Consider the following 23,690-nt stretch of genomic DNA (forward strand, 5'->3'; position numbering starts at 1 on the left):
GGCGGGCATCCACGGCGGGCATCCACGGCGGGCATCCACGGCGGGCATCCACGGCGGGCATCCACGGCGGGCATCCACGGCGGGCAAAGTTCGTCTGTCGTCTGAGACATTCGTGTCTTGCACAGCATAGCTCTCGGCGCCGACGTGAAGGGCGGAGAACTGCCGTTCGCGGCAGGTGCGAAATGTTCTCTAGGTGGGCGCGCAAGCCGACCTTCGCGGCAGTTTCAGTTGCACAATGCAGAAATGGAAAAGCTGTCGCATGCAGACTAAGCGGTAGCAACCCAACGATTGGTTGCGTATCAATCTTTGGAAGAGCCTCTAGTTCAGAGCGAAGTCCAGGGAGTATGAAGTTGCCTATTATTGTGGATGAAGTCCGTATTTCTGGTTTTAGGGGCATCCGAAACTTTGAGATGTCACTGCCACGGGTCGCAGTTCTGATAGGCCCGAACAACAGTGGGAAGACTTCCGTCTTGAAGGCCCTGCAACTCGCCCTAGGGGACTATGGACGACGCTTGTCGGACGAAGATTTCCACATCGATGGCAATGATGAGCGAGCGGAAAAAATTGTTGTAGACGTTCGGATTGTGCCAACGAACGACGAGGGTGGCCGTGAGAGTGTATTTTCAAAGGAATGGATCACCGAATTTGGCGACAGGATCAGGGCAGATGCAACCGGTAATCAGTTCTTTGCCTTCCGAACCACAGCCCAACCGCAAGCCGCAAAAACAGGCTTCACAATCGAACGGCACACCCTGCAAGAATGGGTTGAGTACACAAAATGGCTTACAGTTGTGCCCAATTCCAGTCTTAAATTTTCGAGCCGCTCAGAATTCATTCCATTTGTGTCGATTGATGCCCAGCGAGATATACACCAGGAACTAAATGAAAGGTCATCCTTTGTTGGAAGAGTGCTTTCGCAGGTGAAATACAATAAAGTTGACGTTGACTTTCTTGAAAGTATGATCGCGGACATCAACAAAGAAGCCGTTTCGAAAAGCGCGCCCTTGGCGCGATTGAAAGAGCAGCTAAATGCCCTCAACGAGTCTTTTGGTGGTGGGGGAAATGCTGAAGTAACGCCGTTCCCTAAAAAGTTGCGAGACCTTTCGAAGAATTTCAGCGTGCATTTTGGAAACTCTGCCGCTAGCTCCTTTTCGATGGAGTACCACGGCATGGGCACACGAAGCTGGGCGTCCATGTTGACAGTAAAGGCCTTCACTGGCCTGATGGCTGAATTGCACGAAGATGAGGCTGAACCTTATCATCCTATTATTGCTGCGGAAGAGCCAGAAGCGCACCTGCACCCGAATGCACAGCGCTCGCTCTTCGCTCAGTTGTTCGACGCCACTGGGCAAGCAATCGTTAGCACTCACTCGCCATATCTTGCTGCGATGTGTTCTCTCCCGAATCTAAGGTCTTTGTCAGCACGTGGAGGGCACACACAGTGCTACAGTTTGATAGATGGGTTGGCAGAAGAAGAACTCAAATCCCTTCACCGACAGGTCATCCGTGATAAGGGGGAAATCTTGTTCGCCAAAGCACTCATCTTATTTGAGGGGCAAACCGAGGACCAAGTTGTTCCTGCAATGTTTGAAAGATGGTTTGGCGCGACAGCATTCACGAAGGGAGTAAATTTAGCCGCAGTAAATGGCAGAAATTATACACCATATCTCAAGCTGGCACTCAGTCTTGGCGTGCCAACCGTTATCGTAAGCGACAATGATACAAAGAATGGCGTGTCTTCAAAAGCCGATGTCGATGCGCAGATCGCAAAGCTAACCTCGGAGGCAAGTTTAGACTTAACACCAAACTGGTTCCGGTTGGAGTATCTTACGGACCCAAATGATTTTGAGGCCGAACTAGTTCATTCGTGTGGCCTGCGAGCCGAAGTAATCGACTCCTTTATGCGAATGAAAGAAGGATTCAATCCAAATCCGCAATTCCTTGCTGCGCAGCGTGCGGCACTTGAGGCTAAAAATGACGAACAGTTAATCGGAGAAATGCGCAATTCGAAAACCCAGTATTCGGGTTTCCTTGCTGACGTCATCTCTGAGAACAAGCTGGGTAAGGGCCGTGAGGCTCTTGTGCCTCAAGCACTCCAAAACGCATTCACGACAATTGAAGGGTGGCTAAATTGAACCTGGCGCTATCTGAAAATCAAAGGGAAATTGTTGAGCAGCCTGTCCAAGGTTCAATTCAAGTTCTTGCCTCGGCTGGTTCGGGAAAGACACGTGTGTTGACAGAGCGAATTCGGTTCATTCTTTCCAACGTGAAAAAGGATGGAGTGATCGCCCTAACATTCACTAACAAGGCCGCAACTGAAATGAAAGAGCGGTTAACTCGGGGTGGGTATGACGAAGAACGAATTTGGGTGGGTACAATTCACTCAGTCGCTCAACGTATCCTAGAACAGTATGGCCACACTATTGGTTTACCTTCAAACGTGCAGATTTTCGAACGCGACAAGGATCGCATGGAGGTGTTCCTCGAAGCATTGAGGGCTGATGGCGTGGATATAGACGACTATCTTGCTGTGGACGATCCGAATGAAAAGAAATCCAGAGAGCGCAACCTCCAAAACTACATGGATGGGTTTTCCACCATAAAGAGAGAAATGCTATCCGAAGAAGAGGTTTCGGAGCGTTTTTCTGCAAACGCCGGTATCTGGCGCGTCTACAATGACTATCAGAACGCACTTCTGAACAGTCGGGGAATAGACTATGACGACATTCTTTGCTACGCCCATCGAATTCTTCTCACGCAAACTTGGATTGGCGACATCTATCGAGCCAAATACAGCCACATCTGCGTGGATGAAGCTCAAGACCTTAATCGGATTCAGTACGAATTCGTGAAGGCATTGGCGGGAAATAAGGACGCCAATATCATGATGGTCGGGGACCCCGATCAGATGATCTATGGGTTCAACGGTTCCTCGTCCCGGTTCCTTTGCGAGAGTTTTATTGCGGACTTCACACCGAAAGTCTTTCGCCTGACAGAGAACTACCGCAGTTCAAAGGCTGTAGTCCGAGCAGCAAATGGGCTTCGGCCTGGCGCGCAGAAAGAAACTGAATTTGCTCTGGAGGGTACCGTTGAGCTTGCCGCTTTCTCCTCCGAGGAGGAAGAGGCAAATTGGATAGTGTCCAGCGTTCTCAACCTTACGGAGCTAAAAACCCATCAGGAAATAGAGGGGACCATTTCCGTTGAAAACATGGTGGTCATCGCTCGAAACCGGTTCGTTTTTGCCAAGCTTGAAAATGCTCTCGGAGAGCAGAATATCGAGTACAATGTTAAGATTGGCGAACGAGAGAAGCTACCAGTGTCGCTATTCGGGCAAATTCTGGATTCGGCCATTAGAGTGAAACTCAATCCCAACGATTGGGTGGACGGGAAAAAGCTATGCCAACTTCTCGGTATCTCTGCCCCATCAAGTTGGGGGAACGACGACCTGCTGAGCCAGTTTCGTAATGACTACATGGATGCAGGCCGGGGCAATGATAATCTGATCGGAGACCTGTTGAGTGAAGTAGAGACGCTGCACTTCGAGAACCCAAACATCCTGAAGTTCGAAAAGGTATTCGAAAAGAAACTGCGCGAACTAGTGGTCGCTGAACCTAGCGAAGAGAAGAGACTGGAAATTGATCGCAGCCTCGTTGAACTGAAAGAGTTTTCCGACCGGTGGACAAGATTTCGGCGTCTCGGTCTTGGCAACACACTCAGCGCTTTTAGGAATGCGACAGCATTGGGCAAGTTGAACCCAGACGCGTCTGATGCCGGATTAACGCTAAGTACCGTCCACACAATGAAGGGGCTTGAGAAGGACATAGTGTTCTTGATGGGATTTTGTGAAGGAACATTTCCTGACTACCGCGCAAACACCGATGCGAAGATAAACGAAGAACGCAATACTGCATTTGTCGCCGTTACACGGGCGCGGCGGTGGTTGTTTGTTTCATATCCACAGTCGCGGATGATGCCGTGGGGATCGCCAAGATCTCAGCAACCCTCTCGCTTCATTTCGGAAATGGGACTGACTTAGGTGGAACGAAACAAATTTACCTCGTGAAGGCTGTTTCTTTCCGTTTGCGCGTCCAACGAATGGCCGCTTCGAGCACATTTTGACCATTGCTGCAAGCTGTCCAAATTTCTGCTATGGTGCAACTTCAGGCGCGTACCTTGCGATATGTTGATAGCTTGAAAGCACAGCTAATGGGTTCCCTGCCAACCTGGATGGCTATTTTCAACTGAACTTCTGGAGTATGATCGTTGGCCAGTGACATTTATCGAGACAGCCTATCTGCGTGGAATGCGCTAAGTCGTGTTGGAGGCCTTGAGACCGATGGCCGCGATGAAGACCTTGTTGAAATTATCCACAAGCAACTGGACGCAACAGCGCTCAACCTTGAAAGTGCGCTCGCTAATGCGCCCATCGCGCAGTTTCTGTCGGCGCTTTTTTTCTCAATTCAACCTTTCGCCTCAATGTTCAGGGACATACTCTTGTTTTTTGAGAAATCCAATGCTGTTGAAGGGCAATCGCAGTTACGCATTAGTGTAGGAGACGAATTTCTAGAATTTCGACACTTTGAGGAGTTCCTCGAAAGTTGGAGTAAAATCGACGTACTGCTCGACGTTCCAGCGCTTGATCGTGCCGACGCATTCATCTTGAACACGCTTCGAATAGATTTTGGTGGCTACGAGTTCCTCAAGAATGCGCTCGAGCGCGAAAAACCTCCAAATACTGGATTTCCAGATGTGGATGACTGGCTTCGAGAATATGACGTTGGTCGCTACGCACCCTTCCCTTCAAGCCTTCTGTCAGAGCATTTTCCTAAGGGATTGTCGGATGCCGTTTCGCTGGTCCAGGCGGCTATCTCGATCATCCGTCAGCGCGGCCTGACCAGATCGAAAATGATGAAGGAGCATCGCGACCGAAGCTATGCGTCGGTCGCTGAAGAGGCACTACACCCGTGGACGATCGCTCAGAACGAAACCGACTATTGGCTTCGTTCGCATGTCGGATTTCTAGCCAACATTCTCAAGTTGCCGGAAGAAGAACAGCAAAGATTTGCTTCGGTGGCATCGGTCAGGTTTGCGCAGTTTCCGCGCCTTAGCATTCCTGGAACGATTGAGGCCAGAGACCTAGAACGGCTATTGTCTTTGCCTGCTTGGAAACAGCGCTACGAAACCTATGGAGTATGGATTGCAACACAGATCATTCGTGCTCTCGAAGGCCATGACGTTGCAGTCAATATCGACAATGGTGAACTTAAATTTGCATTCGCCGAAGCGAGAATCGCCGACGTAAAGACTTCAATGCCGGAGTCGTGCATCTACGCAGAAAAGCGCGTACCAATTGTTGATCCTGTTGGCAAAAGCAGAAAGAACGCCGTGCAACCAGACTTTAGCCTTTGGAAGAAAGGGACAAACGGTGAGGACTGCGTACTGGTCGTCGAGGTAAAGCACTATAAGAAGCGCTCACGACGTAACTTTCGGGACGTTTTGATCGATTATAGTCGAGCTCACCCTCAAGCTCACGTCGTCCTAGTCAATTACGGGCCTGTTGGGGAAAAAATTTCTGACTTGCCCATCGAGATCCAAAACCGCTGCGAGATGATCGGCCCACTCACACCCGAAACACATAAGGCACTTACTAATTTTCAGGAGATGGTGAGTGACAAAGTGGGTGAGCCAGTGCTCAAGTGGCAATCAACTGGGCCAGCACCAGCACATGAAATCGTTGCACTCGATGTGTCGCTTTCGATGAGTTCCATCTTGGCGTCCTCAGAGTTTCGGTATTTCCTTTCAAGCACATTGGAGGCTGACGCTACTATCGCTTTGATTGACCAAGATGTTCGAGCAATCTGTCGAGCGAGTGAGTTTAATCGCTGGGTTTCCGAAAATGAACTTGGCCAATCAACTTCCCTTGCGGCACCAGTTGAAGAGCTTTTTTCGCGGTACTCGCCGATTATTGTCATCACTGATGAGGACGGCTTGCGGAGTCTCGAAAATCTCAATTCAGAGAGCATATTAAACCCGCTCGGCGACGCGAGAAATGTCATTTTTGTACGACTTAACCGTCAAATACAGTAACTCCCATTCGACTGAAAAGCAGGCACTGGTGTTCTGGCAGCGAGAGCTCGCTTCGTCCGCACTGCCGACCTTGGGCTGCCAAGCCATGCTGCACAATGCCATGGCCGTCCGCTTCGCGGAAGCCGCACTTCGGCATGAGCGCATGCTCGACCGGCGGGTAAGGGCCGGCCATGTCTCCGAGGCCAAGACCAACGCGAGCCGAGTTGGCGACGTGGCGATGGCGGACAGGCCAAGGGTGCCGGTTCAGGCATCCTGCAAAACCCGAAGTTCCGGGATCATCTCCGCATTGTCGGGATACTGGGCTGCCTGCACCGCATCCCAGGTTGCGGATCGTTTTGCCAGTTCAGAAAACTGTGCCCCTGCGCCCACACGCGTGAAGACAGCATTCACGACACAGGACCAGTTCCACAGAAGGCGTGAAAGCGGCCCCGATGTGTCCTGTCGCTGCCATATTTGCATCAGGTCAAGTCTATCGCCCAGGCGTTGACCCAGGATGGCGACGGTGTAGCTCGCAACGTTGACGTAGCCCTGCTTGAACGTGTCCTTGGCTTCCTTTGCCTTGATCTGCTTTTCGATGGCCTTGAAGAGGATGACCTTTGCGATCATCTCCTTGTACCAGGTGACGTCGAGTGCTGCGGGCACGATCTCCGGCGTGTCGTCCAGGGCGGACATGAACGCCGCAAAGTTCTTCTCGCCGCCCAGAGCCACCTGGTGCGGAAGCCCACGCCAGCTTTCGTGGTATTTGGCGATGTCATTTTTCGTGAGTTTGCGCCGGGTCGGGATAACCTCTTGCAAGCGGGTTTTCTGCGCCTTGGTCCGTCCATCGCGGAGCATAGCAACGGCATATGCCCCGGCCGCACGCTCGTAGAACCAGCGGCCTGTCCCGTCCGGGCACCAGGTGTCGTTCGCCAGCTTCTCGAGCTGGACATGGAAGGTGCGGTTTGCCGAGAGGTCGGAGGTCTTAACCGCCGTCTGGCTGTTTGCGTATTGCGAGATGCGCGAAATCAGGGTTTCACGCCCCTGATCGTCGCCCTCCCGTAGAATGACGATTTTTGCCGGAATCATCACATGTGACAAATCCAGATCCTTGTTGTCGCGGCTGGCGAAGTAGATCGAGGATGTGGTCTGACCGCCGTTGACGATCTGCAGGCCCTTCAGCAGAGAAATGCCGACCTGACCATCCGCACCCCGGCTGATGCCCGCCTCGTCGCAAACGATAACCAACCCGTTGTTGTAGGCCAGGAAATGCCCGGGCTCTTCTTCGAGGGTCGTCGCAATTCCGGCGTTCACCTTCTTGCGGGTCCCGAGGAAGGAGCGCACGTTCGCCTCCAGAAGGGTGGTGTTGAACCGCTCATAGAGCGATCGCAGCACCTCGCCGGGAATGGCTGTAAGGGCATAATCGTAGTCCGCCCCCGGGTCCGCCACATGGACACAGGGAAGCGGGCGGCCGATGGCTTGTTCAAAGCTCACCGCGATCTCGTCGCGCGGCTTTCCGGTCGTGTGCCGGAAAAGGCGCTCCATATCCATGGCTTCAACCTGGATCAGGCGACCTTCGACGTCACGCGGGGTGAAGTGTTTCGATTTCGTTTGCCCGTCCGTCAGGACGATGACCCGCAGCTGATCGAGATCGTGCCAGCGTCGCTCCAACGTCTCGACCAGCTCGAGGATTGGACTGGTGGGGTCCAGTCGTCCGGACAGCTTGCCGGTGCCCGCATTGGCCGCGAATTGGACCGCCGACTTCGCCACGCCCGCAACATCGGAATCCCTGAGCTGAGTGAGATGCTCGGTGCCAAGATAATGCGTCAGGAACAGGTCGATGCGCGTATCATCGGCGGAGATGCTGAAGCCGGAAATCCGCAACTTGGCATTCCGGATCGTTCCTTCCCAATGGCAGACCTCGGGTGCTTCGGAAATCCCCGCCGTGCTTACGTCGTCCATAGCGAGTTCAGCGAAGACCAGTTCCTCTTGCGGGAATGTTTCATCAGGGTTGCTGGCGCGTTCTGCCATGACGCTCTGGACGTGATTGCGGAACTCGGCGTGAAATTCATGCAGGTTCATCGGCCGTCTCTCCAAGCTGCTGGAACATCATGTCCATGGATTGCGGTTCGATATCGAGGCTCTCGATGTCAAGATCATACTGTGCATTGCGGATCTGGCCCGGCAGTGTGTCCCGGCGCAGGCAGGGAAACCCGTCCCCGAGCGGAAAGCAGAGCATTTCGCCGGCCAGCAGTTTTCGGGTGTAGCGGTCGGCGTGTTCGTCCATGAAGCGCGACAACATCAGAAGCGCGTCGAACTGCCTGCGCACGCCAGACCCGTCCATGATGTCGCGAAGGCGGTTCACGCATTGGGTCAGGGTCTCGCCTGCCTCATCCTCGACAAAGCGGATGGCGCATAGGAACATGGGTCTGCGGTCCGCATCCAGCTGCTCGACGGAGTTGATGCGGGCAATGAAACCTTGCGCCGCTGCCGTGCTTTTTACCTCGATGGCGCCGCTGTCGACGTGGAAATCCTGGGCGGCCCTCAGCGGCCCTTGCCAGCTGTCCAGCGCCACCAGTGCGGAACTGGAATGACCAACCAGCTTCTCGAGCATCAGAAGTTCGCCCATGAGACCAGCCTGTTTCTCGGTCGAAAGCGGTTTGCGGCGCTGGTTGGCCATGAACTCCTGCCAGTCACGGACGCGCACGAAGAAGGCATCCAGGATTGCGCGGGGCGAGGGGCAATCAAGGTGTTCGAGATGACGGAGGACGTTGACAGCCATAAGGGCGAACAGCTCGTGCGAACCGTCAATGAGGCGCACGAGGGCAATGGCCTCTCGGCCTTGCGATCCCGGTCGAGACGGAACACGCAGGACGTCGAAGCCACCGCCGCCCGGAAGCCGGTCTGCGGGCTTGATCGTCCCGGCGGGAAAATCCACGACGATGGCTTCCCGGCTCCCGGGAAAACTGCGGCCGGCGTGAAAGACCACCTTGCCGGTTTTGTGGAGCGGGGACAGTGCCCACTCTTCGCCCTCGACGTCTTTCAGTGCCCGCCATGTGCGGGCGAGGCCCTCCTCAGACCACGTCATCGACCATTGCCTCCCAGAGCACGGAGTTCGCCATGTAGTCGGCATCCCGGATCCTCAGTTTCGAGGGGCTGCCAGGAAAAGACAGCGACCAGGCGAGCGCCGGATCGCGCCCTTTCAGGGCCGGACAGGATGACTTGTCCGGGTCCAGAAGATAGAGCAGCAACAGCCCCCGTTTGCGGTCCGGTTGCAGACCGAGGGCCGCGTGACCAAACCCGAGGACGTGCCGGATCGCGGGCCCACCGGGCTCGTCTGGCGGCCCCTTGGCCTCATTGCGCTCGGCATCGCCGCGCCATGTCTCGCGTGTGAGAGCCAGCGCCGCTTCGTATTGTTCCTGCGTCAGATCGATAGTCTGATCGCGCGGCGAAATAAGGGTCTTGATGGAATAACGGTCCGTGTGAGCGCCAATGGCTGCCCGTTCGAGCATTCCGACCTTCGTTCCGCCGATTGCCCCTTCCGTTCCCTTTGCAGAGCCCACCAGCGCGACGGTCCAATTCGAGAGTTCTCCGGTTGCGCTCATCCTTTCGATGAAATCGGCGAGCATTGGCGGCACGACGCGATAGGACTTCGAATGTGTCTGATAAGATCGGAGAAATGCCACAATCGGGATTGCCGGTACATTGCGCCAAAGGGCGCCATTCCAATTCTGCCCTTCTGGCAGAAAGTGCTGATCCTGCAACGGACGGCTTTCGCCCATCGAGGCCACGAAGCGTGATCCTGTCTCGAAATTTCGCTCGTGTTTTTCGTCGATCGGGAAAGACACGGTTTGCATCAGGCTGCCAGAATAGGTCAGATGCACCGGCTTTGCGGATCGCATCTTGGCCTTGGAGGTTACGGTGAGCGTATGGTGTGAGAGAACCCGCAAACCGAAATCCCGCGGCGTGGCGTTGATCGCCGCCATGTTGTCGAACTCTTCGCGCAACTCCTCTGCCGCGTCGGCAATATGTCCGAACCATTGGATCATCTCGCCCGATGTGTAGAGCCGGCAGACATCGAGGTATTTGTCACGATAACCGAACCAGCGCCCCATCTGCATGAGCGTATCGTACATCTTTGTCGTGCGCATGAAGTAACTTGTGCAGAGCCCTTCCAGCGTAAGGCCTCGCGCCAATTTGTCTCCGCCGATGGCAATGACCTTCAGCCCCTTCTTGTCGTTCTCGGCATAATCGAGGGCATCCTTTGCCGATCCGTTGATCCCCCGGACCTCGATGTCCTGAAGCAGAAAGGGCAGAACGGCGCGGACCTCTGACCATGTCACATCCTCGCCCTGCGGCACGTCCGGAAAGGCATCGCGCACCCGCGCCATCTCGGGATGGAAACGGGTCTCGAAATCGCTGCGCATAAGCGCATCGAGATTGGTCAGATCGATGTTGCGGTCATAGCGCCGGGCCATGTGTCGGATGAACTCCTCCACCTGAGCCACGATTTCGCCCTGCACGGAGGTGAACCGCGAAACGTGGATCAGCATGGAACTGTGCCTGTGCCCCTGTCCACGCACCTTGCGCACGGCGCAGGCAAACACGAAAGACCGTATGGCTTCCTGCAATGCGCGGGGCAGGACGCGTTCTCCGCCGATCCTGGGGCTCCATCCGTTCTTGTGCGTTGGCGGCATCCATTCCATGTGTTCGTCATCGTCGAGCCTGCGTGCGAGAGGCAAGTCCTCCGGAACCGACGAGGCAGACCCGAAGACTCGACCCGGCCCGATGTAGTTGGTCGGCGCACCCAGGCTGATGATGAATGCCGAGGGGAACAGGTCCGGTCCATGCTCGGCCGTGGCACTGCGTTCATGAATGAAGATGTTGGCGAAAGGCGTTGCCGTGTAGCCGACGTAAGCCTTTCTCGAGAAGGTATGCAGGACGCGACGGATCAGCCCGTTCAGAACCGTAGGCGAATGTTCGAGGTCGGGCTGGCCGTCGTCACCGATCGGCACCTCCCCGGTGTCCACGGATCCGTGGTCCGACTCGTCGTCGATGACAAGGGCAGGCAGGGCACTGACGATCCGCCGCCCCGTGTCCGGGTCCACGGCATCGGCGGCGTGGTTTTCCAGCCAGTAGACCAGCCGCTCGAGCACGTTCTTCTGCTTCTTGACCACGAAAAGCCAGGGGCGCTCCTCGGGCTTGACGTTCAGCTTGCGCGACGTCGCCGTGTCGAAATCGCCCTTGTCCGACCGGTTCGTCGCGCAGTTCGGTTGCTGGGATTTGTCCTTGTCCAGTTCGCCGACGCCAACCAGGGGGAGGTGATCAACATTCACCAGGGTCGCGTATCCGAGGAAGCCCTCGTCAAGACGGATCTGCGTCTGCGCCCGGAGATTGTTGTGCAGACCCGCCAGCACAATGATGATCTTGTAACCCGCATCCGCCGCCTTGCAGATCAATCCGGTGTAGTTCCCGGTCTTGCCCGATTGCACATGCCCGACAACCAGACCGCGGCGATCCCAGTTTCCCGGACGCAACGGATCTTCAAGGTTGCCGAGAACCTCGTCGGTCGATTTGTCCAGAGCATCCAGCGCCTTCCACGGAAGCTTTTCTTCCATGTATTCGGAATAGCGGCGCCAGTAACGCCAACCCTTCTTGCGGTCCGCGTTCAACCAGGGCTCGTGCCCGTCTTCGGCAACCAGCGAGGCGTTCTTGCCGATCCCGTGACTGGACCGCCGGATCATTTCGTCAATAACGGCTTCCCTGTCGACATTCTCGAACAACTCCGGGTCGATCATCTCGACCTTGCGCAAGACGCTGTCGATCAGGTCCGCCGTGACCAGCTCTCCGGTCTTTTCGATCTGGCGGCGGACAAAAGGCTCGCTGGCCTTCAGGATGTCAGCAAAATCCCTGCTCTCCGACATGCTCGATGGCCTTTCCTTATTTGCTTCCCAGACCTGCGATCAGATCGGGGCGTTTGTCGAATGGCCGGGTTCGCGACAGTCGCTCCCGAGCCTCTGTCTCACTCAGGCCACGCGACTGCACCAGTGCATCGAACATGGCCTCCATCATCTCGACCAGGGCCGGATCGGCCTCATCCTCCAGAATGCTCACCGGAGGCTCGTCATCCGCGGCCGTGTCCAGCCAGATCCGTTGCACCGGAACGGTCGCTTCGACCAACCGCAGCAACGCCTCGATATCCCGGGCCAGCGGACCGGCACGGTCCATCACCGAGCGGTAGAGGTCATGCTTGCGTGACAGCCGATACGCGGTGGCGCCGGAGGGCCGTTTGATGGCCTCCCAGATATCGGGCATGCCCTCCTTGCTCTCGGCCCCGTCGGACACCAGCCGACCGCGAAACGCATAGACTGTCCGCGCAATCTCGCGGGCCTCCCGGGCAAGACGCAACAGTTGCGGTCTCAGGCGGACGGGCGGGCTGGCGGTGGATTTCAGGACGTTGATGTTCCATTCGCTGTCCATGGTATTCGGAATATCCAGCCGGATCCTGGCGAGGCGATGCGCTTCATCCCGGGGCCACTGGCGCCCGCGCTCGCCGAGCCGCAGCCAACCGGACACCGCAAGCAGCCGCCTGTTGCGATAGATGTGAAACCCCTGCTGCGAGGTCCATCCGTCCGGACCGGCCGCCGCTTCGAACTCTGCCGAGGTCTCGAACCTGTCCTTGTGCGGCAGGACGTGCATCTGAACCCGGACCTCGGGCGCGCCGAGAAGGGAATACTCGAGACTTTCAAGGCGTTTCGACAGGTTGCCCGTCAGGAACGGGTCCCAAGGTTTGACACGCTTGCCGTTGAGTTTCAGGTCGATCTGCCCCGAAGCCGTCCCGATGAGGCGGTGGAACACCATGGCGAGGTGCCGTTCGAGTGTTTCGAGAGCCTCGAACAGGTCATCGCTGGTGAACCCGGGAGTGACGATCCGGTCTAGGTCCTCCCACAGAACAACTGTCCCCGGGGCGTCAGCATGGCCAATGCCCAGCCGTTCCTCCGACCCCGGACGCGGCCCCTCGATCATCGGCCAGTCGCCTCCGGCCACGCCCTCGAGCACGTCGAGGTCCCACCGAAGGCAGGCTGGCGCTCTGCCGGACCGGCGCGAATGCACCGTAAGCGCCCGCGCCTGCGAGAAGCTGGCCGTCTTCAACCCCATCCCGAACCGTCCGAGATCATCCGCGCGCCGCGTATGGCGCGGATCGCGGGCGCCCAGCTGCATGGCCTTTTCCAGTTCGGCATCATCCATGCCGCAACCATCATCGGTGATCCGGATCCAGCTGTCGGTTCCCGCCCACTCGACGTGGACATCCACGGTTCTTGCCCCGGCGGAAATCGAGTTGTCGATGATGTCGGCGACCGCTGTTGCGGTGGTGTAGCCGAGGCCGCGCAGGGACTCGATCAACATCCCGGCCCGCGGAGGTGCGTTGCGTGTCTTGATGTTGGACATTCAGATCAGGTTCCTGAGCAACCGTTGATTGGTCCGATGCCCGATTTCGGCCAGTCGCTTTGCCTCGATCTGCCGGATGCGCTCGCGCGTGACACCATGGATGGCCCCCAATTCCTCGAGGGTCATCTCGTCCTCGCCGCGCAGCCCGAAACGGCGAACGATCACATCCGCGGCGCGCTCCGGCATGTCGGCCAGAAAATGCTCTATGATTTCAGTGCGTTGCCTGGCGAGGACGTGACGGAACTGCGGAGAATCCACGTCCAGACAATCGTGAACCATTTCTTCGAATGGAACCGGTCTTCTGGGAATGCGCCTGATCTCCCTGATGGTTTCTGGCGGGATCTCCATTTCTTCCGAAATCACCGAGATGATGGCCTCTGCCGACAACTGCTGCGAGATACCTTCCTCGAGCCGGTCGACCTTTCGCAAAACGATTGCGCGATGCGACGGGACGCGAACCAGCGAACCGGTGTCGTCCAGCGCCCGGGTGATCGATTGTCGAACGCCGAATTGGCAATAGGTCATGAACCGATTGCCGCGATCCGGTTCGAACAGATCGATGGATCGCATCAAACCGAACACTCCGTCATGAACCATATCCTCGATGTCATCGACAGGGGCTTCTCGCCTGCTGGCCTGGCGGCGGACAAGCGCAAGGTGCTCGAGCAGGATCTCGCGCCGAAAATTTTCCCGCGCGCGCAGCGAGGCTTCGATCCGATGCCGGACATCGTCCAGCTCGGGGTTGGCACGAAGGCCCTGCGCGATCAGATCCACCGCATCCCTCGAGAGTTTCAGTGCCGACACGGCACTCAACGCGTATGCGCGTTGTTCGGCGGTGACTGCACCATCCTCCAGCATCGTCTGATAGCCAACGAGGCAGGAGAGTGACGCAGAAAGGACCTCTCCGTCCGGCGTTTGCCGACCATGTTGTACGTCGAGGTCAGTCAGCAGACTGGGGGGCACGGAACCGGCCTCGACCTTTTCTCCGAGCATGACCACCACGGACACAAGCGTTTCGTTGCTGACAAGCGCGCGGCACATATCTTGTTGGCTGGCAGACAATTCCCGGAACAATCGTGCCTCTGCGCGGGCTGACAACGGCTTGAATTCCACCCCTGGACGCATGTTGGACCCGTTGCAGATGCACGCCAGCAGATCCGCCACATCCTCGGGGTCCGAAGGATGCCCGGCAACGAAAACCTCGCAACTCTCGTCCTCACACGGCATCAAGCCGAGGTTTGTAAGTTCGTGAACCAGATTGCCACGCACGGTTTCCGCGTCGAAGAACCCGCGAATATCCCCGATCAGTGTATCGACATCCTCACCATTGCAGGTGCCTGCCGCAAGCACGCGCTCCACCCACGCCATCAGGGCGCTTTCGGAAATGGCGTGAAAGCGCGTCGTTGGCGCCGTCGCATGGGGCGCCGATTTGCGCCCGGTCCGAACATCGAGGTAGGATCGGAATGTGGCCCCGTCAGCAAACTCCGCCGTCTGTGGCAAGGGGCCGACCACATCTTCGGCATCGATCCGGAAGCCGCCACGGCGGAGGTCATCGAACTCCAGCTCGGCACCGTCCTCATCTCCAAGGCGCGTGACCCGACCTTGCACGGCGTCGAAGGACGCAACGTAGTCATCGCGTTCGAGGTCGCGGTGGAAGTCCTCGGCTTCTTCCTCTCCGTCGAAATCCAGATCCAGATCGTCGAAGGCGAAAATGTCGTCTGTGGCTTCCTTGACAGGTTTAGACACGGGGAGGACCGCTGTCGAAAGGTCCGGCCGCACATCGTCGGGCGCGACAAAGCTCTCCGGCAAAAGGCTTCGCAGCAGCCCGGCCACCATTGCGTGACCATTCTCCGCAGCTCGGTCGTGGGGTTTCTTGCCCTCGAAGTTCATCGCGGCGGGGTTGGCGCCCGCCTTGATCAGCTGATCGCAGAATTGCAGTCGCCCCTGCGACGCGCAGATATGTAAAGGGGTGTCCCCCTTGGCGTCGATGGCCCCGACGCGTCCGGCCGCAATGAGCGCGGATACCGCCCCGGGCTTGCCTTGAACGAGACCGACCAATTCCTTGATGGTCAGCGCCTCGTGAATGGAACTGTGCGACGAAACCGAGGCATGACCCGCCTCACGGCTCTCCAGTTCGTCCGCAAGGTCGTGATGTCCCGCCTCGCGCGCCCTTTGAGATGCTCTTCGCCCCTCTTCGTCCAAGGTCGATGCACTATGACCAAGCTCGAGAAGCCGCATCACGACGCGCGACCGACCTTTACGTGCGGCATCATGGAGGGGAAATGCGGCATTCGTCATCGCGGCGGGAACGCTGCCCCCGATACCCGTCAGACAAATGTCCTCAGTTGCCAAACCCACGATGTACCCTGCCAATCTCGAGTATAGTTAACTGATCCTTGCGCGATGTTAAGCCAAAATCGGGCGAATCAAGAACCACCCTATGGCGATTTCAAGCCGTGATTTTCACCTGTTCCATCCAACCATTCATCCAGCCCGTGTCTCTCGTGTTGAAACGCGACTGCGCTCAGCCCCGAGACCGGTCAGACAAAGCCAATCTCTCGGTGACGACTCCCATTGTGCGGGGCGTCCGTGACAAAATCTGTCACCTCATCAAGGATGTGCTCTGGCACCAAACGCCCGATCGCACATTCCCACACGACCAAGACCCGCCAGCCTGCCGCAAGCAGCGCATCGAGATTGGCTTTGTCGCGAGCGACATTCGACTGAAACTTGGTCTGCCAGAAATCGATATTGGTTGCCGGTGTGCTCGCCTTCGGGCACCTTTCGTGTCTGTGCCAGAAACAGCCACGCACCTCGATCACGACACGCCATTTCGGTAGCACGATATCCGGCCGACCGGGAAGGCGCGGATCATGGGTGCGAAACCGGAAGCCACGCGCGTGCAAGGCGCGTCGCAACAGAAGCTCCGGCTTCGTGTTTGCGCCCTTGATCCCTGACATCATTCGGGACCGGGTCTGTTTGTCCACCACGTCGACCATGCGGTAAATCTATCAGGCGGAACTGCCATTTCCATATGGCGCCTGGCGCGAAACCTGGTAGAGGTTGCCGCCGGAAGGACCAGCCCATGTCAAGGAACTTTGCCATCGTCGACTTGTTTGCCGGCCCCGGTGGGCTCGGCGAAGGCTTGTCCCGGGCAGGGCGCGATTCGAACGGTCGGATGAAGATTCACCTGTCCGTTGAAATGGATGACCACGCGGTTCAGACCCTGCGGTTGCGGGCATTTCTTCGTTTCTTCGAGGTATTTCCCGACGAATATTACGCCGCCCTCAAATCGGGAAAAGGTCTGCCGGATTGGTGCAACACATATCCGGCGGAATGGAAACGCGCCGAATCTGAAGTGCGGCAACGTGTACTCGGCGCCGATGGGGTCTTCGACGAACTGTCCGTCGAATTGGACCGGGTGCGGGAAACGCACCACGGCGATACCATCCTGATCGGCGGCCCACCCTGTCAGGCCTATTCTCTCGCCGGGCGGTCGCGGAACAAGGGCAAGGCGGATTACGTCCTCGAAAACGATGCCCGCCATTACCTCTACCGGGAATATGTCGCGATTCTAAAGCGGCTCCGCCCCGCGGCCTTCGTGATGGAAAACGTCAAGGGCATGTTGTCCAGCCATGTCGATGGAGGGGGCATCTTCCATCGCGTGCTCGACGACCTCGAAAGCGCCGGCGACGGGTATCGCCTCCTGCCGCTGACCAGACCGATCCCGATGGACGGCCATCGCGCCGAAGCAAGGGACTTCCTGATCCGCACCGAAGAACATGGTGTGCCTCAAGCACGTCATCGTGTCATAATTCTCGGAATTCGCTCGGACCTCGCAGGCAACCTTCCGGTCGGCCAGATACCCTTGGGCAACCCTCAGGTTCCGGTTTCGGTCAATGAAGCGATCCGGGGCCTGTGGATGCTGCGCAGTGGCCTCAGCCGCAACGACACTACGGCGGGATGGCAGGAAACAGTGCGCGATCAGGCCGCTCGTATTGCCGCCGCCGATGGCATCCCGGACGAGGTCCGCGCCATTGCACAGGCGATCGAAATGGCCAACGACCTACCCGAGTTGCGCCAAAGCAGTTGGCGTGGTGAGACCGCGGGTATGCCGGAGCATCTGCGGGCATGGTTTGCGGACGCGAGGCTGAGAACGACCCTGCATCACGACACGCGCGGACATATCCCGGACGACCTCGGACGCTACATGTTCTCGGCCGCTTGGACACGCACGTTCGGCCGCACTCCGACGCTGGAACAATTCCCGGCCTTTCTGCAACCCGAGCACCGCAATCGGGCAACAGGGGCCTTTGCTGATCGCTTTCGAACGCAAGCCGCAGATCGCCCTTCAACGACGGTAACGAGCCACATTGCCAAGGATGGGCACTATTTCATTCATCCGGATCCACGCCAATGCCGATCCCTGACCGTGCGTGAAGCCGCGCGCCTGCAGACGTTCCCCGACAACTACTTTTTCTGCGGGCCACGTACGAAGCAGTACCATCAGGTTGGAAACGCGGTTCCCCCTTATCTGGCTTACCAGATCGGTCATGCTCTGCTCCGGCTCATAGGTTGACACCGCCCGCCGCGACGCGAACTCCCGAAAGATCCGAATAAGGCTGTGCCTCGAGCGTTATGACGCGGTCGGGCAGCGGTGTTGACCGGATGACAAACATGCGGGATCGGCGTCGTCTTCAAGTGATCGGGTCCGCAGTGTCCATTCCGGAAAATCCTGATCCTTGAGAGGGTATGCTCGGGCGCAACCGTGTTCGTCCTGTCATTCAGCCTTCTGCGCGACGGCACAACCGCCGTGAGTCCCCCGAGATTCGATCACGAACGCGTGATTTTGGGTGTCGCGCGCAAGAATCTTCTCGGATCGGTTTTCGATTTTCCAAGGGGCCTCTTAGCCTGAAAGCACGTCCAACAAGATCCCTCGTTCTAACAGAAAACCCGGCTAACTCATGGCGCGTCCTCGAAAAAATATATCCGAACCGCGGAGCGAGACAATCACCATCTCTCTCTCGTCCGCAGAGCGCGATACGATCGACGCGGCGGCGCGAGCAGCGGGAATGTCGCGATCTGCTTATGCCGTTACGCGGATATTGGCACCGCAGCGGCAGGGGGTATTCCGGACTGGACGGCGGCAGGAGATGGCCAGTGCGCTGACCGACGCGGCGCGGTCTTTGGATGAAATTGTCCGCGGTATGGACGGCGCAGCACCGATGGAGGCGCTGACCATCGCGACCTGTTTGCTGAGTGTCGAGCGCGCCCTGATTGCCGTCGTCGATCCGGAAACACTGGGCGGATCCCGAGGCGAGGCGGAAACATGATCTTCGGGTTCTCCTCGCATCACGGTGTCAGCGACGAAGGGGCGGCGGGCGTGATTGATTACCTGCTGTCGCCGCAACCCGGGCGAGGTGGTGCCGCGCGGGCGCGGCCAATGCGGGATCCAGTGCCCGAACTGCTCGTCGGCAATCCGCACGTCTTCGCCAAATCGGTCGACGCCCTACCCTGGAAGAACAGATACCGGTCCGCCGTGCTGTCATTTGCAGAAACAGATGTCGATCCTGAAGCCTTCAATGCGGGCGATCCGGAGGCGCGGGTGATGGTCTCCGGTTGTCTTGACCTGTGTCAGGAGGTGATGTTTCCGGGCATACCGGTGCCTGCACGTCCGCATCCGATAATCGGCACACATACGCATGCGGGACGGCTTGAGATCAACGTCGCAGTGCCGCAGGCGGTTCGGCGCCCGGATGGGCAATGGCGGGCATGGAACCCGGAACCGCCGGGAAAGCAAGCGAGGGATCTGTGGCGTGCGTTTCAAGACGTCATCAATCTCCGCCATGGTTTTGCCGATCCGGAAGATCCCGCGCGCCGGCAACTGCTCTCCGGTCCGGATTGGCGCAGGAAGCGCGCCGCCGCTGCCGGGCGATTTGACAACGGCGATCGGCCCGATGATGTCGATGGCCTCATCGATCGCGTCATCGGGCAGGCGCGGTCCCGGGCGCTGCGCGACCGGTCCGCGGTGATCGACTGCCTCAACGCAAACGGCGAGGGTCTGGGATTGTGCGTGATCAGCGCCGACGATGCGACGGTGACCATCGGCACTGACGCCGCTGGCCCCGATCAACGGGTGCGATTGCGCGGTGTGTTGTGCAGACGAGATTTCGCCGCCGACGCTCTCGCCAACCCATCTCTCGATGCCATCGCCACACGGCAGGCCGAGCTTGCCGCTGCCCCCGTTCGTATTGCCGCAGCTTGGGCGCGCGTCGCTGCGTTCAACTCTTCCCGCTATGGGCAAGGCGCATGGCCCATACCGACCTTGGATCTGGAGGGATGGCTCTCTGACCCCAAACCGCGCACCCGAATTCCCCGAAAGCACCCCCAACTCCTCCAAGGCCTCCGCCCCCATGAAAACGCACACCCTCACACCCATGGAATCCGCCCTGCTGCAAGCCGTGACCCAGATGCACCGCGCCCATCAGCAAGAGCGCGAGGTACAGATGCGCGACATGACGGCGATGCGGGACCACATCGATATGCAAGACCGCCGCATCGCGCAGCTCGAGACGCTGATCAACGCGTTGGCTCCGTTGTGGGGCATCTCGCCGCCGAGCACCTGAGCTGCATCGTCGCAAAGTTGACGGCGGCCTTTTCGGCTCTGGCGCGCCACACGACGAGCCTTGTCGCGCTCAGGCGCTTCGATCGCCTGATACCTGAGGCTCTGACCCGCTCATTAAACGAACTCAACAGGAAATTGGAGACTTGCAATGCCGTCCTCACCACCTGGTGCCCAGACGCAATTGACCGAGGCGCAAATCGCGGACCTGCTCGATCAACTGCGCCAACTCGTTCGCTTGATTGGACCGTTGACGGCGTTGCTTTCGGGGGCCTCGGGCATGAGCGGCGGGGCCGGGGAGCGGCTCGAGCAACTGATTCAACAACTGACAGGAGTGTCGGTTGGTCTGCATCAGATCGTCGAGGGGTTGACGAGGGTCATGGGGCCAGAGGGCGCAATGGGGCAGATCGACGGGCGGTTGAGCGCGATCGAGGCGCGGCAGATGGATCAGGACGACAGCTTGCGCGAAATTTCACAGGCATTGCGTCAGATCCTGGGCTGGATGCAAGGCGCCGCCTGACCTCGCCACCGACCGGAAGCCGGATCTGGTTATTGGCTCGTGTGCGTGCGGCCTTGAAGGCGGCCGTGGCGGGGGCCAAGTTCGCCATGCGCCCGCAAACATCCGCCGAGGATGAATTGCAACTGGCCATCGAGATCGAGGGAGTGGGCGCGATGGTCGTTTCCGCCCCGGGGGTCAAGCCGATCCGCGTGCAGGATCCCTCGCGGATGCGACGGTTGATGCAGGCCATTGCCGAGGCCATTGGACTGGTCGCGGATGCAAAGGATCAGCGCCCGACAACTGCGCCTTCGCGCCCGGCGTTGCGACGGGAGCGGGTGCTGGTCCTGGCCGACACCGAAGCCGTGGCGCGGCAGGTCGAGCAGGTCCTGCCCCGCACGCATCTCCTCGAGGCGATCATCCGCCCTGCCGCGACATTGACGCGTGGGGAGAACATCGAGAAGATCGTAGAGGCCGCGCGGTCGGGGCAGGTGACCACTTGCATGCTGGTGTCCGCGCGCCCCGACGAAATGCGGGCAGATGTTCAGGCAGGGTGGTCTGCCCTGAGGAGCCGCATCGGGGCCTCCTTGCGCGCTGAAATCCGATCCATCGACGATGAGGGGCGCCTGCGCCGTTGTGATCCGCCGTGGGCATTCGGCGCACTGCAGATCGAGCAATCACGTTCCGAAGATACCCACGCCCCTTCGGATTGCGATCCGGAAGACCCGGCTCCGGGCGGATGATCGGCATCATGGGGCTTGATCGTCCAAAGTCTCGGAATCAGCATGCCTTTGAAAAGTCAGGGCTTCCAGATTTGCGACCAGATTTCCCTTTCGCGGGGCTTGCCGCCCCGGACCCCGGCCCCCTCGAAGCCCTCACCAACGCAGCAATCGTCGAGTCCAGATCGTCGAATGCATCCTTCGTGCCCCACGTGCTCGCCCCGACAACCGAAATTACGGTTTCCACCCGTGGACCCTCCGCAATTTCGGTTGTCGGGGCTGCGCGCGCGGTGCCCCGTGTCTGCACCCGACGACCCGGCTCCGACGCAGCGTATCCGTTGCCTCCCCCCATCGTTTCGTAATTTTTTCAGTCTTTTGGGTTCACCCCCGCCTTCAGAATACCCGTGGCAGCCGCGTCACGATTTGCAGCATCGCAAGCATTGATGTCGGCATGTCGTAAGTCTCGTCATGCGCATCCTTGCCAACGTGACCGACAAGATCGCGGCGCTCTTTGTCGGTCACTGTCTTGTCGCATTTCAAGAAGTCGATCACGTAATGGCGAAAGCTGTGGAAGCAGAGGCCCTTGGGATTGCCCTCAAGCTGAATATCGAGCGCGCGATCCCAATTGTAGAAGATCTTGTCTCCGAAGCTTTCGGTGTCGTTCGTGGGCTTCAGCTCCGGAAAAATCGCGTTTGCGCCGGCTTTGCGCTGTGCCGCGACGTGGCGGAGAAAGCCGAGTTCGATCAGGTGGGGATGGATCGGGATGAGCCGTTCGGAGGCGAAGGTCTTGACCGACCGGTGCATGTTGTCGCGGATATGGTAGCAGGGGATGCCGTCGATCTCGCAGATGTCCTCGAGCATCAGGCCGAGAACTTCTTCGCGCCGCGCCCCGCTGTAGGCGGAAAGCAGGGGGCCCCAGTAAAGACCGTCCCGAAGGATCATGTTGCCGGGCAAGTGACGGCGTGTGTGATTGCGACAGCCGGTCCAGATCGTGTGCCGGAACACTTTGACCACCTCTTCGAGCGTGAACGGGGGGCGCTTGTCGCGGTCGCGCTTGATCTCTTGGACACGCAACAGGTCGAGCTGGATCGAGGGGGACACCGCGATCCCCTCGCTTTTTGCGTAGCGCACCATCAGCGACCATCGTTCCAGATGCCCGTTGATCGTCCGGGGCGAGAGGCCGACCTCGTCTTCGGGCAGATCGTCCGCCCGGGCGAGGATCTCGTCGATCGAGCGGTTCGCGTCTTTCGGGCTTTTGCCGTAATGTCGCGGCAGGCGTTGAAGCATGTCCTTGAAGGCCTTGAGGTGTTTCTGCTCGATATCCGTGATTCGCGTGATGCCGATCGCCAGGATGAAGAGCTTGACACCGGAGACCAGCTGCTTGCGCGTTTCCGGTTTGATATGCTCCCGGCTCTTGTCGGCGTTGATCCGGTCGACGAGCGCCATCAAATCGGGATCGTAATCGATTTCACGGGGGGCGCTGACGACCGGTGCCGGCGCGAAAGCCTGAACCGGGGCAAGGGATCGCGCGGCCAGAGGCGGGGGGGCGATCGCCGCGACGTCCGTATTCGAGGCGGAGCCGGAAGGTTTTTCCGAAAACACGGCGGGGAGTTGCGGGTTCTCGACCAGGGAACGGGCATAGTCGTAGGCCCAGTCAAGATGCGGATCTCGCATCCCTTCGGCTGCTTTCCAAGCGGCGGCCTTGCCCGCGATCAGGAATTGACGCAGCTGGAGGACCGTCAACGCCGAGGGAGTGTCGCGCAGCGCGCCGGTCGAGCTTTCGTCGCCCCCCAGCGCGCTTCGCGCGGCGGCAAGCATCTTGGCCACGCCGCTCGGAACGGTAATTTCCTTGCGAAACTGCACGATCAGGCTTTCGAGCGACCCGATCTCGCGGTCGCCCGCACCCGCCCCCCGCAAAGCGGTCTCTTCCCGGGCATCAATCTCGGCCTCGAGGCCGCGCTCGGCGAAGATGCGCCAGGCCTGCACCGTCGCCCAGTCGAGACGGCGGTCGATCTCGTCTCCGCCCGTGATCGGGTCGAGCCTTGCAATGGTGCGCATGCGCGTGATCCGCGCCAGTTCTGTCCGGATCACCGATTCCAGCCAAGTCTTGCAGTCTTTCGGGCTCAGCGCACCAAGGGAAAGGGCTTCGAACATCCGGTCGCTCTCATATGTCAATCTGCTCGCCAATATACGCGCGACGGCGCGATCCTGGGTGCGCAAAGAGAGCTGCAGATGGCTGATTTCTGTGGACAGCGGCGGCATGCGTCGCCGCCACGTCCAGATCGTGCCGCGCAGGAAGATATGGGGCGATTGCGCCATGGCCGCGTCTCCAAGTCAGAGA

16 protein-coding genes and 1 pseudogene are annotated in these 23,690 nt (G+C 58.6%); 9 read left to right on the forward strand and 8 right to left on the reverse strand.

What is annotated here, in order from left to right:
- Positions 1-350: 350 nt before the first annotated feature.
- The 3 genes from FBT96_RS18885 to FBT96_RS18895 all read left to right on the forward strand — a co-directional run bounded on the left by FBT96_RS18885 (position 351) and on the right by FBT96_RS18895 (position 6,087).
- A complete protein-coding gene (locus FBT96_RS18885) occupies positions 351-2,135 on the forward strand; it encodes an ATP-dependent nuclease (RefSeq protein ID WP_136909406.1) in 1,785 nt (594 codons plus the stop codon).
- Positions 2,123-4,036: an ATP-dependent helicase gene (locus tag FBT96_RS18890; RefSeq protein WP_212635410.1), complete on the forward strand. Its 1,914-nt coding sequence runs from the start codon at positions 2,123-2,125 to the stop codon at positions 4,034-4,036. The genes FBT96_RS18885 and FBT96_RS18890 overlap by 13 nt, the downstream gene beginning before the upstream one ends.
- Positions 4,037-4,263: 227 nt before the next feature.
- Positions 4,264-6,087, forward strand: coding sequence for a hypothetical protein (locus FBT96_RS18895; RefSeq protein ID WP_136909408.1), 1,824 nt, complete (start codon positions 4,264-4,266; stop codon positions 6,085-6,087).
- A gap of 243 nt (positions 6,088-6,330) precedes the next feature.
- Here FBT96_RS18895 and FBT96_RS18900 read toward each other — a convergent pair whose 3' ends face one another.
- The 6 genes from FBT96_RS18900 to FBT96_RS18925 form a co-directional block, all read right to left on the reverse strand.
- Positions 6,331-8,145 carry an AIPR family protein gene (locus FBT96_RS18900; RefSeq protein WP_136909410.1) on the reverse strand — a complete coding sequence of 605 codons (1,815 nt, stop codon included), beginning with the start codon at positions 8,143-8,145 and terminating at the stop codon, positions 6,331-6,333.
- A complete protein-coding gene (locus FBT96_RS18905; protein ID WP_169583620.1) occupies positions 8,132-9,151 on the reverse strand; it encodes a PD-(D/E)XK motif protein in 1,020 nt (339 codons plus the stop codon). The genes FBT96_RS18900 and FBT96_RS18905 overlap by 14 nt, the downstream gene beginning before the upstream one ends.
- Positions 9,138-11,987: a Z1 domain-containing protein gene (locus tag FBT96_RS18910; protein WP_136909414.1), complete on the reverse strand. Its 2,850-nt coding sequence runs from the start codon at positions 11,985-11,987 to the stop codon at positions 9,138-9,140. The genes FBT96_RS18905 and FBT96_RS18910 overlap by 14 nt, the downstream gene beginning before the upstream one ends.
- 16 nt (positions 11,988-12,003) lie before the next feature.
- A complete protein-coding gene (locus FBT96_RS18915) occupies positions 12,004-13,512 on the reverse strand; it encodes an ATP-binding protein (RefSeq protein ID WP_136909416.1) in 1,509 nt (502 codons plus the stop codon).
- The gene (locus tag FBT96_RS18920; RefSeq protein WP_169583622.1) at positions 13,513-15,885 is read right to left on the reverse strand and encodes a sigma-70 family RNA polymerase sigma factor; all 2,373 of its coding nucleotides are present in this window, start codon (positions 15,883-15,885) and stop codon (positions 13,513-13,515) included.
- A 167-nt stretch (positions 15,886-16,052) separates the two neighbouring features.
- On the reverse strand, positions 16,053-16,511 hold the full coding sequence (locus tag FBT96_RS18925; protein WP_136909420.1) for a very short patch repair endonuclease: 459 nt from the start codon (positions 16,509-16,511) through the stop codon (positions 16,053-16,055).
- 86 nt (positions 16,512-16,597) lie between these two features.
- Here FBT96_RS18925 and FBT96_RS18930 point away from each other — a divergent pair, with 86 nt between their 5' ends.
- From FBT96_RS18930 to FBT96_RS18935, 3 genes and pseudogenes are all read left to right on the forward strand, one after another.
- On the forward strand, positions 16,598-18,091 hold the full coding sequence (locus FBT96_RS18930; RefSeq protein ID WP_136909422.1) for a DNA cytosine methyltransferase: 1,494 nt from the start codon (positions 16,598-16,600) through the stop codon (positions 18,089-18,091).
- A 385-nt stretch (positions 18,092-18,476) separates the two neighbouring features.
- Positions 18,477-18,614: pseudogene (locus FBT96_RS21680) on the forward strand (plasmid mobilization protein); the annotation flags it as partial.
- Between the two features lie 51 nt (positions 18,615-18,665).
- Positions 18,666-18,845, forward strand: a complete 180-nt coding sequence (locus tag FBT96_RS18935; protein ID WP_136909424.1) for a hypothetical protein — start codon at positions 18,666-18,668, stop codon at positions 18,843-18,845.
- A 212-nt stretch (positions 18,846-19,057) separates the two neighbouring features.
- Here the strand turns inward: FBT96_RS18935 and FBT96_RS18940 are convergent, their stop codons facing one another.
- On the reverse strand, positions 19,058-19,645 hold the full coding sequence (locus FBT96_RS18940) for a hypothetical protein (protein ID WP_169583624.1): 588 nt from the start codon (positions 19,643-19,645) through the stop codon (positions 19,058-19,060).
- Positions 19,646-19,925: 280 nt separating this feature from the next.
- Between FBT96_RS18940 and FBT96_RS18945 the strand changes: the two genes are divergently transcribed.
- The 3 genes from FBT96_RS18945 (at position 19,926) to FBT96_RS18955 (ending at position 21,373) form a co-directional block, all read left to right on the forward strand.
- On the forward strand, positions 19,926-20,138 hold the full coding sequence (locus FBT96_RS18945) for a hypothetical protein (RefSeq protein WP_136909427.1): 213 nt from the start codon (positions 19,926-19,928) through the stop codon (positions 20,136-20,138).
- Between the two features lie 180 nt (positions 20,139-20,318).
- Positions 20,319-20,654: a hypothetical protein gene (locus FBT96_RS18950; protein WP_169583626.1), complete on the forward strand. Its 336-nt coding sequence runs from the start codon at positions 20,319-20,321 to the stop codon at positions 20,652-20,654.
- Between the two features lie 65 nt (positions 20,655-20,719).
- Complete coding sequence (locus tag FBT96_RS18955) at positions 20,720-21,373, forward strand: hypothetical protein (RefSeq protein WP_136909431.1); 654 nt, start codon at positions 20,720-20,722, stop codon at positions 21,371-21,373.
- A 369-nt stretch (positions 21,374-21,742) separates the two neighbouring features.
- Here FBT96_RS18955 and FBT96_RS18960 read toward each other — a convergent pair whose 3' ends face one another.
- A complete protein-coding gene (locus FBT96_RS18960) occupies positions 21,743-23,668 on the reverse strand; it encodes a site-specific integrase (RefSeq protein WP_136909433.1) in 1,926 nt (641 codons plus the stop codon).
- Positions 23,669-23,690 lie beyond the last annotated feature (22 nt).

The sequence above is a fragment of the Rhodobacter capsulatus genome (assembly GCF_005144475.1).
GTDB classification, from domain to species: domain Bacteria; phylum Pseudomonadota; class Alphaproteobacteria; order Rhodobacterales; family Rhodobacteraceae; genus Rhodobacter; species Rhodobacter capsulatus_C.

Coding starts and splice junctions, on each gene's coding strand:
- FBT96_RS18945 (WP_136909427.1), top strand. CDS start 19,926: ATGAAAACGCACACCCTCACACCCATGGAATCCGCCCTGCTGCAAGCC.
- FBT96_RS18960 (WP_136909433.1), bottom strand. CDS start 23,668: ATGGCGCAATCGCCCCATATCTTCCTGCGCGGCACGATCTGGACGTGG.
- FBT96_RS18925 (WP_136909420.1), bottom strand. CDS start 16,511: ATGGTCGACGTGGTGGACAAACAGACCCGGTCCCGAATGATGTCAGGG.
- FBT96_RS18905 (WP_169583620.1), bottom strand. CDS start 9,151: ATGACGTGGTCTGAGGAGGGCCTCGCCCGCACATGGCGGGCACTGAAA.
- FBT96_RS18910 (WP_136909414.1), bottom strand. CDS start 11,987: ATGTCGGAGAGCAGGGATTTTGCTGACATCCTGAAGGCCAGCGAGCCT.
- FBT96_RS18935 (WP_136909424.1), top strand. CDS start 18,666: ATGGCCAGTGCGCTGACCGACGCGGCGCGGTCTTTGGATGAAATTGTC.
- FBT96_RS18930 (WP_136909422.1), top strand. CDS start 16,598: ATGTCAAGGAACTTTGCCATCGTCGACTTGTTTGCCGGCCCCGGTGGG.
- FBT96_RS18900 (WP_136909410.1), bottom strand. CDS start 8,145: ATGAACCTGCATGAATTTCACGCCGAGTTCCGCAATCACGTCCAGAGC.
- FBT96_RS18915 (WP_136909416.1), bottom strand. CDS start 13,512: ATGTCCAACATCAAGACACGCAACGCACCTCCGCGGGCCGGGATGTTG.